This window comes from Streptomyces sp. 1331.2 (assembly GCF_900199205.1).
Classification (GTDB): domain Bacteria; phylum Actinomycetota; class Actinomycetes; order Streptomycetales; family Streptomycetaceae; genus Kitasatospora.
The window spans coordinates 263,595-277,297 of the sequence record NZ_OBMJ01000002.1 but is presented as its reverse complement, the minus strand read 5'-3'; the positions used below and the strand labels follow the sequence as shown (position 1 = coordinate 277,297).

At 72.4% G+C, this 13,703-nt stretch carries 11 protein-coding genes; 3 read left to right on the top strand and 8 right to left on the bottom strand.

Features of this window, described 5'->3' with window-relative positions; translation table 11 throughout:
• Positions 1 to 184 precede the first annotated feature (184 nt).
• From CRP52_RS34330 to CRP52_RS34320, 3 genes are read left to right on the top strand one after another with little or no spacing between them, the layout of a single operon-like run.
• The gene (locus tag CRP52_RS34330) at positions 185 to 904 is read left to right on the top strand and encodes a (Fe-S)-binding protein (protein ID WP_097240747.1); all 720 of its coding nucleotides are present in this window, start codon (positions 185 to 187) and stop codon (positions 902 to 904) included.
• Complete coding sequence (locus tag CRP52_RS34325; RefSeq protein ID WP_097240746.1) at positions 901 to 2,349, top strand: LutB/LldF family L-lactate oxidation iron-sulfur protein; 1,449 nt, start codon at positions 901 to 903, stop codon at positions 2,347 to 2,349. Before CRP52_RS34330 ends, CRP52_RS34325 begins: the two co-directional genes overlap by 4 nt.
• Positions 2,346 to 3,032, top strand: coding sequence for a LutC/YkgG family protein (locus CRP52_RS34320; RefSeq protein WP_097240745.1), 687 nt, complete (start codon positions 2,346 to 2,348; stop codon positions 3,030 to 3,032). Before CRP52_RS34325 ends, CRP52_RS34320 begins: the two co-directional genes overlap by 4 nt.
• A gap of 58 nt (positions 3,033 to 3,090) precedes the next feature.
• On the opposite strand, the gene CRP52_RS34315 is transcribed toward CRP52_RS34320, so the two are convergent.
• The 8 genes from CRP52_RS34315 to CRP52_RS34280 form a co-directional block, all read right to left on the bottom strand.
• Positions 3,091 to 3,714 (bottom strand): hypothetical protein, encoded by a 624-nt coding sequence (locus CRP52_RS34315; protein ID WP_097240744.1) that lies wholly within the window; start codon positions 3,712 to 3,714, stop codon positions 3,091 to 3,093.
• A gap of 209 nt (positions 3,715 to 3,923) precedes the next feature.
• Complete coding sequence (locus CRP52_RS34310) at positions 3,924 to 6,713, bottom strand: Ig-like domain-containing protein (RefSeq protein ID WP_097240743.1); 2,790 nt, start codon at positions 6,711 to 6,713, stop codon at positions 3,924 to 3,926.
• Positions 6,714 to 6,863: 150 nt separating this feature from the next.
• Positions 6,864 to 7,580 (bottom strand): hypothetical protein, encoded by a 717-nt coding sequence (locus CRP52_RS34305; protein WP_097240742.1) that lies wholly within the window; start codon positions 7,578 to 7,580, stop codon positions 6,864 to 6,866.
• Positions 7,580 to 8,248 carry a SigE family RNA polymerase sigma factor gene (locus CRP52_RS34300; protein WP_097240741.1) on the bottom strand — a complete coding sequence of 223 codons (669 nt, stop codon included), beginning with the start codon at positions 8,246 to 8,248 and terminating at the stop codon, positions 7,580 to 7,582. The genes CRP52_RS34305 and CRP52_RS34300 overlap by 1 nt, the downstream gene beginning before the upstream one ends.
• A gap of 189 nt (positions 8,249 to 8,437) precedes the next feature.
• Positions 8,438 to 10,345 carry a DUF5107 domain-containing protein gene (locus tag CRP52_RS34295; RefSeq protein WP_097240740.1) on the bottom strand — a complete coding sequence of 636 codons (1,908 nt, stop codon included), beginning with the start codon at positions 10,343 to 10,345 and terminating at the stop codon, positions 8,438 to 8,440.
• The gene (locus tag CRP52_RS34290; RefSeq protein ID WP_097240739.1) at positions 10,342 to 11,187 is read right to left on the bottom strand and encodes a carbohydrate ABC transporter permease; all 846 of its coding nucleotides are present in this window, start codon (positions 11,185 to 11,187) and stop codon (positions 10,342 to 10,344) included. The genes CRP52_RS34295 and CRP52_RS34290 overlap by 4 nt, the downstream gene beginning before the upstream one ends.
• Before the next feature lie 15 nt (positions 11,188 to 11,202).
• Positions 11,203 to 12,186, bottom strand: a complete 984-nt coding sequence (locus CRP52_RS34285) for a carbohydrate ABC transporter permease (RefSeq protein ID WP_257033192.1) — start codon at positions 12,184 to 12,186, stop codon at positions 11,203 to 11,205.
• A 4-nt stretch (positions 12,187 to 12,190) separates the two neighbouring features.
• The gene (locus tag CRP52_RS34280) at positions 12,191 to 13,510 is read right to left on the bottom strand and encodes an ABC transporter substrate-binding protein (protein ID WP_143685899.1); all 1,320 of its coding nucleotides are present in this window, start codon (positions 13,508 to 13,510) and stop codon (positions 12,191 to 12,193) included.
• Positions 13,511 to 13,703: the final 193 nt, after the last annotated feature.

Below are 13,703 nucleotides of genomic sequence, written 5' to 3'. Positions count from 1 at the left end.
GGGGCGCCCATGGGATCATCAACGCCCTCGCAGAGTGCCGGATCGATCACAGCTGGTAACCGCACCATTTCACGGCCAACCGCTTCGGCACACAAGCCCCTGTCCGAGTGAAGACGCCCGCAGAGCGCGGTGACCACCGTATGGTCAGACCAAGCTACGACCCTGTGTGGAAGGGAGAGCCGCCGTGCGGATCGCACTCTTCGTCACGTGCGTCAACGACGCCGTGTACCCGGACACCGGCCGGGCGGTGGTGCGGCTGCTGGAACGGCTCGGTGTCGAGGTCGACTTCCCGCAGGCCCAGACCTGTTGCGGGCAGCCCCAGTTCAACACCGGCTACCGCCGCGAGACCGCGCCCTTGGCCCGCCGGACCGCCGCCGCCTTCGCCGGCTACGACCACGTCGTCACCCCGTCCGGCTCCTGCGCGGCGATGATCCGGGACAACTACCCCAAGCTCGGCCTGCCCGAGGCCGAGTCGCTGCCCGGCCGGGTGTACGAGCTGACCGAGTTCCTGGTCGACGTGCTCGGCGTCACCGATGTCGGCGCGTACTACCCGCACACCGTCACCTACCACCCCTCCTGCCACGGCCTGCGGATGCTCGGCCTGGGCGACCGGCCGCTACGGCTGCTGCGAGCGGTCCGCGGGCTCACGCTGGTGGAGCTGCCGGGCGCCGAGGAGTGCTGCGGCTTCGGCGGCACCTTCGCGGTCAAGAACCCGGCCGTGTCCGCCGCGATGGGCGCGGACAAGATCCGCAACGCCCTCGGCACCGGCGCCGACGTGCTCTGCGGCGCCGACAACTCCTGCCTGATGCACCTCGGCGGCACCCTGCGCCGCCAGGACGCGCCGCTGCGCACCGTCCACCTCGCCGAGATCCTCGCCTCCACCGAGACGGAGCCCCTGGCATGACCGGCACCTACCTCGGCATGCCCGCCTTCCCGAAGGCCGCCGCCGTCTCGACCCGCAACGCGCAGCTGCGCGCCAACCTCACCCACGCCACCCACACCATCCGCGACAAGCGCGCCAGGGCGGTCACCGAACTCGCCGACTGGGCACAACTGCGCCAGGCCGGCAAGGAGATCAAGGACCGTACGCTGCACCGGCTCGACCACTACCTGCTGCAGGCGGAGGCCGCCGTCACCGCCGCCGGCGGCACCGTCCACTGGGCGGCGGACGCGGCCGAGGCCAACCGGCTCGTCGCCGAGCTGGTCAAGGCCACCGGCGAGCGCGAGGTGGTCAAGGTCAAGTCGATGGCGACCCAGGAGATCGGCCTGAACGAGGCGCTGGCCGCCGAGGGCATCACCGCGTACGAGACCGACCTGGCCGAGCTGATCGTGCAGTTGGGCGACGACCTGCCCTCGCACATCCTGGTCCCCGCGATCCACCGCAACCGCGGCGAGATCCGCGACATCTTCCGGGAGGCGATGGGCCGTTGGGGCCGGCCCGCGCCCGAGGGCCTGACCGACTCGCCCGCCGAACTGGCCGAGGCCGCCCGGCTGCACCTGCGCGAGAAGTTCCTGCGCGCGAAGGTCTCCGTCTCCGGCGCCAACTTCATCGTCGCGGAGACCGGCAGCCTGGTGGTGGTGGAGTCCGAGGGCAACGGGCGGATGTGCCTGACCCTGCCCGAGACGCTGATCTCCGTCGTCGGCATCGAGAAGGTGATCCCCACCTGGCAGGACCTGGAGGTCTTCCTCCAACTGCTGCCCCGCTCCTCCACCGCCGAGCGGATGAACCCGTACACCTCGATCTGGACCGGCACCACGGACGGCGACGGGCCGCGCGACTTCCACCTCGTCCTGCTCGACAACGGCCGCACCGTCGCCCTCGCCGACGAGATCGGCCGGCAGGCGCTGCGCTGCATCCGCTGCTCCGCCTGCCTCAACGTCTGCCCGGTGTACGAGCGGGCCGGCGGCCACGCCTACGGCTCCCCCTACCCGGGGCCGATCGGCGCCATCCTCACGCCCCAACTGCGCGGCCTGACCAGCGAGGTGGACGCCTCACTGCCGTACGCCTCCACCCTCTGCGGGGCCTGCTACGAGGTCTGCCCGGTCGCCATCGACATCCCCGAGGTACTGGTCCACCTGCGCGAACAGGTCGCCGAGCACGGGGCCGGCCGCCGGGCCCACCGCGCCGAGCGGGCCGCCGTACGGGCCGCGACCTGGCTGCTCGACCACCCGGCGGCCTACCGCACGGCGCTGCGCGCGGCCGCCCGCACCCGCCGCCTCCAGCCCCGCCGGCTGCCGCTGCCCGGCCCGGCCAAGGCCTGGAGCGACACCCGCGACCTGCCGGAGCTGCCCGAACGGTCCTTCCGCGACTGGTGGACACAGAACCGAGGACAGGAGAACACCCCGTGACGAACGACTCCCGCGCACGGGTCCTCGCCCGCATCCGCACCGCCCTCGCCGACGTCCCCGCGGGCGCCGACTCCCCCGCCGCGGAGGACCCGCCGCTGCGCCGCCCGTACCTCCCGGCGCACCTGCCCGAGGACCGTCCGACCCTGCTCGCCGCGCTGGCCGAGAACCTGGCCGACTACCGGGCCCACGTCCACCGCGCCACCACCCGCGAGCTCCCCGAGGTGATCGGCCGCCTGCTGCGCGAACACGGCACCCGCTCGCTGGCCGTCCCCGCCGACCTGCCCGCCGGCTGGCTGTCGGCCGTCGGCGACGTGCGCCTGCACACCGACAGAACCGACGGGACCGACGGGTCGGCGCTCACGGCCGAAGTGCTGGACCGCATCGACAGCGCACTGACCGGCTGCACCCTCGCCGTCGCCGAGACCGGCACCATCGTCCTGGACGCCGGCCCCGGCCAGGGCCGGCGCATCCTCACCCTCGTCCCGGACCACCACGTCTGCGTGGTCCGCGCCGAGCAGGTCGTCGCCTCCCTGCCCCGCGCCCTCCCCCGGCTCGACCCCGCCCGCCCGCAGACCTGGATCTCCGGGCCCTCCGCCACCAGCGACATCGAACTCGACCGGGTGGAAGGCGTCCACGGCCCCCGCCGCCTCGACGTCGTCCTGGTCGCGGACCCGCCGGCCTGACGGTCCGGGCGGCGCGCGGGGCCGGTCGGTCGGTTGGCCGCCCAGGTCAACCGTGGGGTCAGCTGTAGAAGTCCGCGCCGTCGAAGTGGGACAGCAGGCGGCGGACGCCGTCCTCGTCGAGGCCGAGGGCGGCCGCGGCCCGCTCGCGGCTGACCTCGCGCCGGACCGCGCAGGCGGGCCAGTAGCCGGCCTGTTTGGCCGTCACCTCCAGCTGGTGGGCCGCCCGCAGGGCCGCCAGCGGGGAGCTGTCCCCCAGGGTCTCGATCTCCTCGCCCAGCCGGCGCAGGAGTTCGGTGACCGCCTCGGGCAGGGGGACGGTCGACCGCTCCACCTCGGCGATGTGCTCGTCCCATTCGTCCTGGCAGGCGTCGGCCGCGTCGTAGGCCTGGTCGCCGAACTCCGCCTTGCCGTCCTCGCCCTCCTCGTCGGGCTCGGGCCAGTCGACCCGGTGCTCGGGTCCGGTCCACCCGCAGGAGCAGACCGGGCGCAGCGCGTGCGCCCTGGGGGCGAGGCCGAAGCGGTCTCCGGTGTAGGCCGTCCAGTACGACGTACTCGATCCGCCGCCGCCGCTCGCCGTCGGGTAGGTGACCGGGCGTGGGGTGGTGCCGTCGGCCAGGAGCACGCCGACCCTGCCTTCGTGCGAGGTTCCGAACTCGTCCGTCGTCCACGTCTGCTGCACCACGGCACCCCTTTCGGCGTCGACCTGACGCTGCCCGCCCGGTTGGGCGTCGTTGACCGACGATCCCTCAGCGGCCGGCCGGGCGCCACCGAAACCGGGAAACTCCGGCTGATCGACAGATTCCGGGCGGGTACGGGGGCGGGCGTGCCGAGGGGCCCGGCGCGCGGCGCCGGACCCCTCGGATCGACTTACCGGTTCACCGGTTCACCGGTTCACAGATTGGCGCACTGCCCGGTGCGCGTGCCGTGGACGGTGTTGGGGTGACCGCCGTTGGTCGGCGGCGGGTTGTTGCCGGTGCAGTGGAGCGAGCCACCGATCGTGTTGCCCTCGATCTCGGCCTGGGTGTCCTCGGGGAACGGACCGGTGCCGGTCGTGCCGTTGACCTCGACCGAGCCGCCGATCCGGTTGGCGATCAGCTCGGCGCCCGCGTGGTTGTCGATGAGGTGGACGGAGCCGTTGACCCGGTTGCCGGTGCAGCGGTCGTCACCCGGGTCGCCGACGAGGACGAACCCGCTCGCACCACCCACCTCCACCGTGCCGGTGGAGGTGGAGCCGCACATGGCGAAGAGCGTGCCGTGCTCGGAGTGCACATCGCCGAAGACGGTGGAGTGGCCGATGAACAGGGCCCCGCCGGCCGCGCCGTGGACCGACCCGTGCACGGTGGCGCCGATGACGCAGGTGCTCGGCGCGGTCGCGTCCACGCCGCCGCGGACGTCACCGGTGATGACGTTGGCGCAGGTCACCATCTCGGTGAGGGTTTCCGGCCCGCCCGCCAGGAAGTTGCCGTCACCGCTGTACTGCGCGGTGATCGTGTGGCTGCCGGGGAGCAGGTCGGCGAAGGTCACCTGGGTCTGACCGCAGTGGGCGCCGCCACCGGGGGCGAGGGTGCCGGTGCCGAGCACGGTGGAGCCGTCCCGGAACGTCACCGTCCCGGAGGGCGGCAGGGCCGGGTCGGTGCTCGGGGGCGCCGGGCAGACCGTGTCGGTGAAGGTGACGGGCTGTCCGAAGGCCGCCTGGCCGCCGTCCGAGGAGGCGAGCGTGGTGGTGACGGAGGCCTGGGTGACGGTCTGGGTCAGGCTCATGGCCGTGTTGCCCTGGAAGTCGAGGTCACCGCTGTAGGTGGCCTCGACGGTGTGGTCGCCGACGGTCAGCGAGGAGATGGCGGCCGAGGTGGCCTTCCCGGTCGTGGTGTCGACCGGCACCGGGCTGCCGAGTTGGGTGCCGTCGACCTTGAACGTGACCGTTCCGCCGTCCGGGGTCGGGACGACGGTGGCGGTGAAGGTCACCGGCTGCCCGTAGACGGACGGGTCGGCGGAGGAGGTGAGCGTCGAGCTGGTGGCCGTCTTCGGGACGCTGAAGAAGATCGTGTCGGTCGGCTGGGCCGTGGTCTGGCCGGTGCCGTTGAGGTTGCCGACGAACGCGCCGTAGAAGGTGGTGCCGACCGCCTTGAGCTGCTCGTAGTCACCGAACAGTCGCTCGGTGGGGAATCCGGCGGTGCCCACCGGCGTGGTGTAGGAGCGCAGCTGGAAGTCGGTGAAGGTGGCGCCGTGGTCGAAGCTCCGGGCGAGGTGCGCGGTGAAGATCGGGAAGCCGTTGGTGTTGTTGCCGTCGGAGGTCAGGTAGAGGACCCCGACGGTGCCGTCGCTGAGCACCGCGACGGACGGCAGCGCCGCGTTCGTCGAGGTGGAGACGTTCACCTCGGAGCCGATGGTGAGGTCGTTCGCGCCGTTGTCGGTGAGCCGGCGCAGCCGGATCTGGTTGGTGCCCGAGACGTCGACGCCGTACGCGACGAACACGTCGCCGCTGGTCGGGTCGACGGCGGCGTGGTGGATGCCGCCGATCAGCGCGTTGACCCCGCCGAACTTGAAGCCCTGGTTGCCCTGGTCGCTGCTGACCGAGGCGACGGTGACGCCGTCCGTGGCCGTGGTCGGGGGTGTGCTGGGGGAGCGGGGGTTGCCCAGGTCCCAGGTCCGGCCGCCGTCGGTGGACCGGTTGATCCTGATGGTGACGGGCTGGGGCTGGCTGACCGTGTTGCTGCCGCCCTGCTGGTAGAGGGCGTACACGGCGCCGTTGCGCGGGTCGCCGGCCAGCCGGAGGCCGCCGTTGATGCCGTCGTTCAGGGCCCCCGATCCGACCCCCACGTCGTTGGCGGCGGGGAAGTCGACCGGGCTGGCGTGGTTGCGGGCGACGTTCACCCGGTCGTGCGGACTGGCCGTGGTGCCGGTGGCGTTGAAGTCCTGGTAGCCGACGTAGACGTTGTCCTGGGTCGGGGTGGCGGTGTCGGGGTTGGTGATCAGCCAGGGCTGGTCGTTGAACGGGTGCGTGCCGGTGGTGAGCTGGGTGGTGGTGGGCGTGGGGTTGTTCCACGCCCACGACGAGGCCTTGGTGGGGTCGGTGGTCGAGCCGGTAACCACCACGTTGGCGCCGGTGTTGCAGGTGAGGAAGGTGCCGTAGAGGGTGCCGTTGCGGCCGTAGTCGATCGTCTGGTCGCACGGCCCGCCGGAGGTGCCGGGGACGCCCGGCGGGACCGGGATGGCCGACTCGGGGGTCCAGCTGGTGCCGCCGTTGGTGGAGTAGAGCAGCTGGGCGGCGTTGTTCCAGCGCGATCCCGGGATGGGGCCGAATCGGGTGATGGCGATCTGCTGGGGGTTGGCGGGGTTGATCGCGATCGACGGCTCGCCGAAGGTCGGGGTGGAGCTGGCGGAGGCGTCCGCGTCGATGATGGTCAGCCCCGGCACCCGCTGCAGCGGCCTGACCAGCCGGGGCGCCTCCGGTCCCGGGCGGTCCGTCCGGTCCGGCGGCTGGTCGGTGGCGCCGCCGGACCTCGCGGTGGTGGTCGGGTTCGGCGGCGGCGCGGCGCTCTCGCCGGCCCAGGCCTGTACGGACAGCAGCAGCGGTCCGGCGGCCAGCGAGAGCGCGAGGGCCGCGCCGAGCGGGCGCCTGAGGGAGGGTCTGCGGGGACGTCCGGGAGGGATCGGTCTCCGTCGGTGTGCGGGTGCCACAGGTCGGTCCTTTCGATCACGTGACATGGCCGTCACATTGTGTGATCGAGAAGGACGACTGGTGCTCCGGCGCCCCCGACATGGACACGTTCGCTCACGGAAGTACCGCAGACGGCCGAGCAGCGGTACCGGCAGTACTGGCGGTACCGGTCAGGATGTCAGGATCTTGGTCGCCAGGACCCCGCCCTGGGCGTCGTACGCGGTGATCCTGACGCCCTCGGCCGGGTAGATCTTCGGGTCGCCGGTCGCCCTGAGACTGGGCGCCCAGGCGTAGCCGGTGGCGTAGCCCGGGGTGCCGGGGAGCGTGACGACGGCGGCCCAGTAGGCCCGGCCGCCCAGCTCCACGGTCATCCGGGCCACCGGACCGGGCCCGTGGTAGACGAGGTTGTACAGACCCTCCTCGCCCTGCGGCAGGTTCGCGAGGTACTGCATGGCCATCCCGGTCGAACCCGCCGCCCAGGAGTATCCGCCGCAGCCCGGCCCGGTCTTGTACGAGGGGGCGTCGTGGATGCAGATCTCCTGGTCCTTCAGCTGCATCCACCAGTCCTGGCGGCCCAACGGCAGCTGCTGACCGGGCTCCAGCACCACCGGCTCGGGCGCCGGCTCCGCCGGTACCAGCGGGGCCTGCGCCGCCGGCCCGACGGCCCGGGGCCCGTGCTGCGCGGACAGCACCGCGCCCGTACCGGCCACCACCGCGAGCGCGGCCACCACGGCCGACACGCCCGTCACCACCCGGCGCCCGCGCCGCTGCCGGCGGACGTGCTCCCGGAGGGGCCCGACGGTCCACTCCCCCACCGCGAGTCCGTCCGCCTCGTCCCGCAGCGCGCCGCGCAGCATGTCCTCGGTGTCCATGTGCTGGGTGTCCATCACCTGTCTCCTCCGTTCGTGCGGTCGGTCGTGCTGCCGGTCGTCGGACCGGTGCTGTCGCTGTCCGTTGCGTCCGTTGCCTCCGTTGCGTACGAGGCCAGGGCCGGATGGCCGCGCAGCTTCGAAAGGCCGCGGCTGGCCTGGCTCTTCACATTGCCCAGCGAGCAGCCGAGCACCTCGGCGACCTGCTGCTCGCCCATGTCCTCCCAGTACCGCAGGACGACCACGGCCCGCTGGCGGGGCGGCAGTTCCGCCAGCGCCTGGAGCAGCACCGAGCGCTCCTCGACGGCCCGGTGGCCGCCGCCCGCGGTGTGCGCCCGGTCGGGGAGGACGGGCACGAGCAACTGCCTGACCCGGCGCCGCCGGTGACGGCTCAGGTTGTTGTTCACCAGGGCCCGGTGGACGTAGGCGTCCGGCTCGTCCAGGCGACTGATCCGGGACCAGCTCCGGAAGACCTTCGCGAAGGTCGCCTGCACCACGTCCTCGGCCTCGTGGTGGTCGCCGGTGAGCAGGTAGGCGGTGCGCACCAGCCGCCGCCAGCGGGTGGCGGCGAACTCCTCGAAGTCGAGCCCCCAACGGTCGGCGCCGGTCACGGCAGCCAGTGCCGCTGCCTCGACGGGCCGGGGAGGTTCCTCCTCCACCGGGATGTGCAATGCGCTCAGGGTCATCCGCTTCCTCTTCCGTCCGCACGACGACCCTGCCGGACCGTCGCTCTGCCCTACTCACCGCCGCGACAACGGAAAGGTTGCACACCGGTCGCGAGGTTGTGAGGTCATGCCTCCGGAGTGACCGCTTCGGCAGACACCTTCGTCGACCTTGGCGCCGACCTGGCGCCGACGAACGCCGACCGACCGGGTTCAGCCCTGAGACATCCGGAAGTCGTAGTGCGGCGGGACCGGCCGGTCCGGGTGGACGGCCAGCCAGAGGGTGTCGAGGGAGACCTCGCCCTCGCGCATGTTGTCGACGCGGATCCCCTCGGCCAGCAACCGTCGGACGTGGTCGTGGTCGCCGAGGGCGTGCGCGGCCTCCGCCTCGGCCAGGCGGATCCGGCCGTGGCCGCGGGCGGCGGCGGGCAGGGCCCGGATGGCGGCGAGGGCGTCCTTCGCGCGGTCGGCCCGCAGCAGGGCGTCCAGCACCTCGGTGGTCAACTCCCTCAGGTCGGGGCGCAGTCGGTGTGCCTCGGCCATCAGGTCCGCGGCTTCGTCCGGCGTGGCGGCCAGGAAGGCCAGCGCCCGCAGGGCCCACGGCGACCGCCGCTCGGCGAGCGAACGCTGCCACGCCCGGCGGGCCGCGTCGGGTTCGCCGTCGGCGAGCCGGACCAGGCCGAGGTGGTAGAGGGCGTGCCAGTCGTTCGCACCCTCCTCCAGCAGTGCGCGCCAGCGTGCTCCGGTGACGGGGGCGGCCGGCGGGTCGCTGATCGGCAGGGTGCCGGTCGCCAACAGGTGCCGCCAGGGCTGCTGTTGGGCGCCGGGGACGCCGAAGGGCAACAGCGGTGACGGGGCGAAGCTGCCCGCCTCGATCTCCAGGGCGGCCCAGCCGTCGCCCTGCGCCAGGACCTCCTGCGGCTCGCCGAACTGGCCGGCCAGGGCCAGCGCCCGCTCCAGCCCTTCGGCCGGGACGAGCAGGTCGAGGGCGTCGGCGGCGGCCGACCGGGCCTGCTCCCAGGGCCCGTGCACGGCCGAGGGGTCGGTTTCGAGCATCCCGTACGCCTCGACCCAGGACCAGGTCGCGCCGGCGGGCATCGGCAGGTGCTCCAGCTGGGTGCGGGCGAGTCCGGCCTGGATCTCCAGGTACGCGGAGCCGGGCCCGGACAGCCACTCCTGCCAGTGCCTGCCGCCGGTGCCCGTGCCCCAGCAGAAGAGCTTGCGGCCGCGCAGCCGCTCGGTGGAGGTCTGGACCAGGCCTGCTCCGGTCCCGTCCAGGGCCGCGATCCAGCGGCGTTCGCCGGCAGGGAGGTCGAGGAAGTAGTCGGCGGCGGCACCGGCCCGGCCGGGGTAGCTGTGGTCCCTGTTGTGGTCCCTGCTGCGCTCCCCGCCCGTGACGGCCGGGAACGGCACGCGCCTGAGCTCGCTGACGTAGTCGCAGTGGAAGGCGTGGTCGGCCGGGGCGAGCACCCGTACGTCCGCGGCCTGCGGGACGGCGATGTTCGACCACCAGTAGACCGGGGCCTCCTCGGTGGACGGGTTGTGCACGGCGACGTGGACGAACAGGACCGGCGAGCCGGCCGGAAGCCAGGTGTCCATCCGCAGGATCAGGCCGCGCAGCCGCTCGTAGGCGAACATCCGCAGCACCGGGGTGCCGTCCGGCGCGCTCGCGCGGACCGCGTGCAGCGGCTCGCAGGTCAGCGGCCAGTGGCCGGTGGTGCCGAGGTTCCACTCCACGCCGCCGGCCGGCCAGGCGTCCCGCAGCGCGAGGTTGGCCGGCTGCAGGATCGGGTTGCGGTGGAGCAGTTCGCGGCCGCTCGGCCGGTGGACCAGCGACCAGAGGCGGCCGCCGTAGCCGGGCAGGAAGGTGGCGGTGAGGACGTCGTTCTCCAGCACCACGGTGGGCAGGTCGCGCTCGGTGCGGGTGCGGTCGTAGCCGTCCTGCCGGGTGTAGGGCAGCAGCGAGTGCGGTGCTCCGTAGGCGAGGTTGCGGCGCATCTCGGCGTCGATGCCGACGCCGTCGGCGACCCGGGACGGGATTCCGTGCAGGATGGGGAGGGTGCCGACCGGGTCTCCGGCCCCCTCGATCCGCAGGACGTCGGTGCGCAGGGTCGAGGTCATTTGCCGATTCCCATGGTCATGCCCTGGATGATCCGCGTTCCCAGCCAGGAGAATAGCGCGATCATCGGGGCGAGGATGATGCAGACTCCGGCGAACATCGTGCCGTAGTCCATGCCGTTGAGCTGCGCGGCGGCGACGAACTGGGAGAGCGCCACCGGCAGGGTGATCCGGTCCTGGCTGTGCGTCAGGACGAGGGCGAACAGCGTCTCGTTCCAGGAGCTGATGAACTGCAGCAGGAACGCGGTGATCAGGCCGCCGCGGGCGACCGGGATCACGACCTGCACGAAGGTGCGCAGCGGCCCGGCGCCGTCCAGGGCGGCGGCCTCCTCCAGCACGGTCGGGATCCCGCTGAAGAACCCCGTCAGGACGAACACGGTGAAGGGCATGGCCAGGCCGACGTAGACCAGGATCAGGCCGAACCGGCTGTCCAGCAGGTTCACCTGGGCCAGGCCGACGAACAGCGGCACCACCAGCACCTGGCCGGGCACGCCGAGGCCCATCGCGAAGGACACCGTGAGTGCGGAGGAGACCCGCGAGCGGCGGCGCGCCAGGGCGTAGGCGCAGGGTGCGGCGATGACGACGGCGAGGACGGAGGAGACCACCGCGGCGATGACGCTGTTGAACGCCGCGGGCCCGAAGCCGCCGTCCTGGAAGGCCCTGGCGTAGTTGTCGAAGCGGGGCGGCGCCGGCAGCGCGAAGGCCTGCCGGAGGATGTCGGAGCTGCCGCGCAGCGAGGTCAGCGCGATCCAGGCGATCAGCAGGAGGTCCGCCGCCACCACGCACCAGACGAGCGCCGTGGCGATCGGTCTGACCGGGCCGCTCGACCGGCGTTGGGTTTGCACGGGCTGTGACCTTTCTCAGTACTCGACGGGATCGCGGCGCATCAGCCGGCGCAGGACCAGCGTCACCACGGTGACCATGAACAGGCTGACGATCGCCGCTGCCGTGGCCGTCCCGAGCCTCGGCGTCGTGGCCTGGGGGAACGCCTCCGCGTACACGTACATGGCGGTGTTCCAGCTGTCGGCCGGCGGGTAGGCGCTGCTGGTGCCGCCGAACAGCAGGATCAGCTCGAAGATCTTCACCGAGCTGACCGTCCACAGCACCGCGCACACCGAGACGACGTCCCAGGCGCAGGGCAGGGTCACGTGGCGGAAGCGCTGGAAGGCGTTCGCGCCGTCGAGTTCGGCCGCCTCGTAGAGGTACTGCGGGATCTGGTCGACGGCGGCCATGATGATGGAGGTGTAGTAGCCGGTCGCCGTCCAGATCAGTGTGGACAGGATCATCGGCAGCAGGTTGTCCGTCGACAGCCACTTCGGCGGCGTGGTGACCCCGAGGACGTGCAGCACCTGGTCGACCGGTCCGGTCGGCGAGAACAGGAAGCCCGCCGCGATGCCGAAGACCATGCCGTTGACCAGGCACGGGAAGAACAGCACGGACCTGGCGAACAGTCTGGCCCGCATCTCGCGCAGCACCAGGGTCAGCGCGAAGCTGATGGCGAAGGTGACCGTGCCGCCGACGAACATCAGCTTCAGGGTGTTGACCAGGGCGGTACGGAAGTACGGGTCCTGGAACAGGAGTTGGTAGTTGCGCAGGCCACGCCACTGCATCGTTCCCATGCCGTCCCACTTGTGGAGGCTGGTCCAGACCGCGTACCCGACCGGGGCGAGGAACAGCACCCCGTAGGTGAGCAGGGCGGGGGCGGTGAACGGCCAGAACGTCCGGCGCTGCCGGGCCTGCAGCGGGCCGGCGCCGCGGCGGGCCGAGGCCGGTGGGGCCTGCCGGGCCGGCCCGCTCCGGGGCCGGGGGCTGTCACGGAGGCTGGCACGGAGCAGGGTGGGCACCGGCTCAGCCCTGGGTCTTCCAGTACGAGGCCTGGTCGGCCTTGCACTTGGCGACGAACTGCTCCGCGCCGGTCTTGCCGTGCCACAGGTCCAGGTAGTTCTTGTCGAGGACCTTCGGCAACCAGTCGCCGGCCACGCCGTCGAAGGCCAGCCGGACCGTCGAACCGCTCAACGCCTTCTGAGCGTCGGCGAGTTCGGCCGGGGCCGGGATGTCCTCGCGCGGGGTGATGTTGAGCGCGGTGGTCGAGATCCCGGCGATCTGCTTCTTCTGCAGGAAGAAGGCGATGAACTGCTCGGCCGCCTCCGCGTGCCTGGCCTTCTTCGGGACCGAGAAGCCGAACAGTGCGGCGTCCGGGCTCTTCACGCCGGGCGGCAGGATCGAGCCGAACGTCCAGCCGGCCGGGACCTGCTTGGCGACCTCGGCGGTGACCCAGCTGCCGTTCATGTAGAGCGCCGCCTTGCCGGCCGTCCAATTGGTCTCCTGCGCCGGGTACTTGGTCGCGTCGTAGCCCGGGATGAGGTACCCGCCCTTGACCAGTTGCTCGACCTGCTGCGCCGCCTTCAGCACGGCGGGGGCGTCCCAGGCCGCGCCGGACCTGTCGGCGGCGAGCTTGCTGACGTCGACGCCGCCCGCGTTCAGCAGGTAGTCGAGGTAGAGGCCGTTGGTCCAGGGGTCCTCGCCCTCGGAGGCGATGCAGGGCCTGTTCCTGGCCTTGAGCGCGTCGCAGGCCTTCAGTAGGCCCGCCCAGTCGGCGGGGGCGGCGGGCAGGGCGGCGGCGATGTCCGGGTCGGCCGCGTTGTAGTAGAGGCCGGTGGTGGCGACCTCGTAGGGGATGACGTAGTGGTTGGACCCGGCCGGGTCCTTCGGCAGCATGTCGAAGTACTTGGCCGGGATCACCTGGGAGACCGGGACGTTCTCGCCGGGGACCTGCATGGCCAGCACGGCGGACAGGTCGCGGGCCTGGCCGGCCGAGGCGACGGCGCCGAAGATCGCGTCGTTGGCCTGGTCCCACAGGTCGGGCGCCTGGTTGGCGGCGATCGCCGGGCCGATCTTCTTCGAGACGTCGCGGCCGGCCCAGTTGACGTCGACCTTGATGCCGGTCGCGGCGGTGAAGTCCGCGATCGAGGCCTTCAGCACCTGGGCCTGCGGCTCCTCGGCCCGCCACATCGACCAGTAGGTGAAGCTCGACCCGGCCTTGGCCTCGCCGCCGGAGCCGGAGTCCGAGCCGGAGCCGGAACCGCATGCGCCGACCCCGAGGGCGAGTGCCGAGGCGAGTGCGGCTCCCAGGACGCGGCTGGTGGCGGGCATGGTTGATCTACGCATGGGGTGTCCTCTCGGAGGCACGACGGCCGCGCGGGCCCGGGCAGGCAGACGTCGGGGGCAGGGAGGCGGCAGACCCGGCCCCGCTGGATGGTTGGGAACCGTATAGCTCACTTGACCGGTAAAACAAGAGACCCGGCAATATTGGCCGGACCGGCCCGAGCGGTCGTACGCGCTCCGCTTCCGTCGCCCAGTT

What these genes read in the sequence shown, in the direction of transcription:
- CRP52_RS34325 (WP_097240746.1), top strand. Translation starts at nt 901, where the DNA reads ATGACCGGCACCTACCTCGGCATGCCCGCCTTCCCGAAGGCCGCCGCC.
- CRP52_RS34305 (WP_097240742.1), bottom strand. Translation starts at nt 7,580, where the DNA reads ATGGACACCCAGCACATGGACACCGAGGACATGCTGCGCGGCGCGCTG.
- CRP52_RS34300 (WP_097240741.1), bottom strand. Translation starts at nt 8,248, where the DNA reads ATGACCCTGAGCGCATTGCACATCCCGGTGGAGGAGGAACCTCCCCGG.
- CRP52_RS34295 (WP_097240740.1), bottom strand. Translation starts at nt 10,345, where the DNA reads ATGACCTCGACCCTGCGCACCGACGTCCTGCGGATCGAGGGGGCCGGA.
- CRP52_RS34280 (WP_143685899.1), bottom strand. Translation starts at nt 13,510, where the DNA reads ATGCGTAGATCAACCATGCCCGCCACCAGCCGCGTCCTGGGAGCCGCA.